General features: G+C 65.2%; 2 protein-coding genes. Both read right to left on the bottom strand.

Annotation, left to right across the window (positions count from 1 at the left end):
• Positions 1-55: 55 nt before the first annotated feature.
• On the bottom strand, positions 56-1,072 hold the full coding sequence (locus ABZ910_RS36175; RefSeq protein ID WP_361373669.1) for a phosphotransferase: 1,017 nt from the start codon (positions 1,070-1,072) through the stop codon (positions 56-58).
• The gene (locus ABZ910_RS36170) at positions 1,069-3,375 is read right to left on the bottom strand and encodes a hypothetical protein (RefSeq protein WP_361373667.1); all 2,307 of its coding nucleotides are present in this window, start codon (positions 3,373-3,375) and stop codon (positions 1,069-1,071) included. The genes ABZ910_RS36175 and ABZ910_RS36170 overlap by 4 nt, the downstream gene beginning before the upstream one ends.
• Positions 3,376-3,998 lie beyond the last annotated feature (623 nt).

Below are 3,998 nucleotides of genomic sequence, written 5' to 3'. Positions count from 1 at the left end.
TATGAGCTGACCGCGACGGGGTCGAGAAGGCGGCGGGCGCCATGCCTCGGGTGCATCACCCCTGGGCCGTGTGCACGGCGCACCACGCCGTAACCGCCTTGTCCACAGCCTGGGTCGTCAGCTGATCCGTGTGCCCCCAGTACGGACGGGCCCGGTTCACCTTCCGTGTGAGGCGCTCGCCGAAAGCGCGACGCCGTGGCTCGTCGTGCCAGCAGGCCAGCATTTCCTGGGTGTACCGGACGGTGTCCACGACAGCGGACTTGATGCGCTCATGCGTCAGGTATCGGCCTAGATCGTCCTGCCACCCGACGCTCTGTCGCCCGAGGACACTCGCCCATCCCGTGACGACCTGTTCTTCTTCCTCCGACAGGTAGTCCATCTTGTGCAGGTGCACGGCGAGTTCATAAAGCGGGTCACCCCAAAGGGCGAGTTCCCAGTCGATGAATACCGTCTGCTCTGCGCGCAACATCAGGTTCTTCCGATGCACATCCGAGTGCAGCAGGCAGAAGGGCCGTCGATGCAGCGCGGACCAGCCGTCAAGGGCCGGAGCCAACGGGTCGGCCGGGAAGCCGAGCTCGGCGAACAGGTCCGCGTAGGCCGCTACATGTCGGGCGTATACGCCTTCGGTAACATCGGAGAGTCGCCGGGCGAACCCGACGGTGTCGCTGTCATCAGGCCAGCCGGCCGGGAGGGTCGGGAGGGCGGTCAGGGGCACCTCTGCGGTCTCGGCGAAGAACCGCACGGCGTCGGAGAGCACGTGTCGAGGAACGGGCGTCCCGCGAGGGGCTACGGCTTCGAGCAGCTGCCCGTCTATGAATTCATGGATCTGGTAGCGCGGCTCCGCGCTGGTGTGAACCAGGCGCGGGACGTTGCGCACATACGGCCCGACCGCTGCGAGAATCGCGTCCTCGGGCCAGATAGTGAGGTCCATCGTGGCGGCGCTCGGGATGGGAATACGCACCAGGAGGGGCTGGCCAGCCCGGTCGACTCGTACGTTGTGGTTGTAGTAGCCGGATGCGCTGTGGTTGGTGTGAACTGCCCTCTGGTACAGGGCAATCGGATCATCGATCATAAGTTGCCCTCCAGAAGTCGACCGATCACGTTCTCCGTACGCCCCTCCACCGCCTCCGCAGAGTCGATGGCCTGGACCGAGGCACGTGCCTGGGAGCGAGAGCACTCAATAGCCTCGTCAGAACTACCGAGTCGATCGGTCAGGAGACACGCGGCCAGTACCAAAGTGGGGTAAACCTCGGTGGCTTCCAGCTCCCCGATCGCCCAGCGTGCCGAACGGTCGGCCGCTCGCAAGTCGCCGCGCCGGGTAAAAAGGATCGCCCGGGTGAGTTCTGCCCGCGCACGCCCTGACCGGTACTGCGCGCGTTCCAACTCGTGACACGCCGTCTGCAGTGCCGCATCCGCCTCATCGACCCGGTTCAGCTGTAGCAATGCCACACTCAGTGCGGTGTATGCCTTTCCGAGTTCGTGGAGCGCGCCCATGTCCCGCTGGGCGTCGATGGCAGTCGACGCCGCCTGCACACCCGTTTCCGGGTCCGTGAGCGCCGCGAGCTCGGCACGATTAACTTGTATGTTGGCCTGCCCAACGAGAGACCCCGCGCGCTCGTATTCGCGATGTGCCTCGTCAAGATGGCGACGCGAGGAGTCCAGATCGAACGCGAAGCGGTAGGCCAGGTGGCGAAGCCTGGCCACATCCCCTCGCAGCTCCGCCTGGTCGTCGGGGCAGTCCGACTGGATTCGCGTGGCCAAGGATTCCGCGTCCCTGAAACGCCCCTGGCACATGTGGAGATCAGCTGCCCACAACCCTGCCGTGAGTCGCGCCGGGCCCCGGTGTCCCTCCCAGACCCGTCCGTACAGGCTCAGCGCCTCGGCTGTCCGTCCGGCGATCCTGCGCCCGTGCGCGGCCGCCAACGTCAGACGTGCCGGCATGGTGCCGGTGACAGACCAATCGACCTGCGGGGTCAGACCATTGGCTGAGCTCGCCTCTCCGAGCAGGATGGCTCTCTCTGTCTCCAGGCAGAGCGCGGTCTCCTGTAGTTCTGGGCGTTCATCGGGTTCGGCAGCGAGATAGTTCCTAAGGTCTCGAAGCATGCCCTCTGCTGTCTGCCATCCGCCGTGCAGCAGTGCGCGGTCCGCATAGCCGAGGACGCCTACTCCATCCAGCGTCTGTGCTCGCAGCCCGTGGTATACGGCTTCCCGCAGTGCACGAACATCACCGCCGGTGCCTGCCGTAGGGGTAGGGAGGGCTGCTGACTGCTCACCGGTTCGCTGCGAGGGCATGACCGGTCCGGTCCTGGAGGCGTATTGCTTCCAGTAGGTGAACAGAGCGGTATGAATCTCTCGCCGCAGTTCCGGCGAGAGCCGTTCACGCAAAGCCGACACCATCAACTGGTGCAGGCGAACGGCGCCGTCCCCTGCAGGATGCGCGAACGAGTACGCGGTGAGCGACTCCCACACCATCCGATTCGACGGCAGGTCGAATTGACGGGCCAGGTACTGGAAGAGCTCATAGTCGAACTGCCTAGCGGCGCCGAGCACTTCCAGCAGACGTACTTCTTCGGCTCCGACATGCGCTAGAAACCGCTGAAGGATCTCCTCCGCAGAGACAACGCTCCCGGCATTCGGGGTCGTGGCACTCTGCTGCGTTCGTGTGTCGATCGCCAGATGGAGATAGAACGGCAGCCCCACGCTCGCTTGGGCAATGGCGTGCCGCTCCATAGGCTCTCCGATGCCCGAATGTTCGAGCAGTTCAAGCCGGGCCTTCATCGGAAGCCCCTCGACGGGGCACGTCCTGATCATTTGCCGCCATGCCGGGTCGTACACCTCCCAGGCCAGCGGTTCCCTGCTCGCGACCACGACCAGGCCGCGGTCGAGCTGCGCGACGAGATCACGCAACCAGGTATCTGGTGACGCAGCACGCCCGGAGCGCACCGGCACGGGGACGAGCGCCTCGAAGGCGTCCACGAAGATCACGTACGGCTGTGCCTCGCTGCTCGCTCTGAGATCCTGCGCGAACAGAAAGGTCACGGCGTCCACGAGGTCGGCGTTCGACAGGTTGTCGAGGTCCTGCAGCGTCTCGTCCTGGCGGATGGTCCGACGCCGGCGTCCACCTACCAGCGCTCGTTGCCCCAACTTGATCAGACCCACAGCACTGCCGAAGATCGGCAGACCCGTCAGGTCACCCACCATCTGTGAAAGGGCCTCGCTCTCCGCGATGAACGGCAGGTCCTGCCGGTTGATCCGCAGATGTGGGTGGAGCCGCTGCCACAGCACCGCGTAGGCGATGTCGAAACGGTCGAACTGCACACCCTGCGAGCCGAGTTCCGCACGGAGTGCGGCCAGCGCGTCCTCCTGCTGACGCATGACCGGGTTCTGCAAGTCCAGGAGCGCCGTACGGCGAACCTCAGCGCACCGTGTCCTCAGCTCACCTAAGAGTCGCGACTTTCCGATGCCCCCGACGCCCGTCAGATTCAGACCCCTTGGGCTCGATGACGCCCGCGCCAGCTCCGCCTCGAACGCTTCAAGTACCAGCTCCCGATCGACAAACCGCCGCTGCTGCGCGACCGCGCGCCGAAAGCGCGGCTGGATCCCCACCCGTATCCCCCTCCACCAAGGCGTCGTACCATCCACCAAACCAGGCGGAAACGCGTACCGTCCACACGGGGTCCCCCCGTAGCCTCATCATTCAACCCCAAGCCAATCGGCTGGGTGCGGACTTTCGGTAGACGACACCCGCCTCGATGGCTGTGACCCAATGAACACCAGACGATGTGGACGATCAGGTGATGTGCGATCGTCCACACGGACGGGCGCCGGTCAAGGGTGATGAGATACTCCGAGGCGAGGGATCACATGGCCGAGAAATCCAAGCGCAACGTGGCGCGTCCGTCGCGGGCCTCCACGCCCGGTACGAGGCGCAGCATTCAGTCCAACAAGGGGCGCGGCACCAAGCCCGAGCTCGCGCTACGACTCGCCGTGCATGCTAT

This window comes from Streptomyces sp. NPDC046805, assembly GCF_040645355.1.
Taxonomy (GTDB): Bacteria; Actinomycetota; Actinomycetes; order Streptomycetales; family Streptomycetaceae; genus Streptomyces.
This window is presented reverse-complemented; position numbering and strand designations above follow the sequence as displayed.

Bases quoted from the DNA above. Each gene is read 5' to 3' on its own strand.
- ABZ910_RS36175 (WP_361373669.1), bottom strand. From the start codon at position 1,072: ATGATCGATGATCCGATTGCCCTGTACCAGAGGGCAGTTCACACCAAC.
- ABZ910_RS36170 (WP_361373667.1), bottom strand. From the start codon at position 3,375: ATGCGTCAGCAGGAGGACGCGCTGGCCGCACTCCGTGCGGAACTCGGC.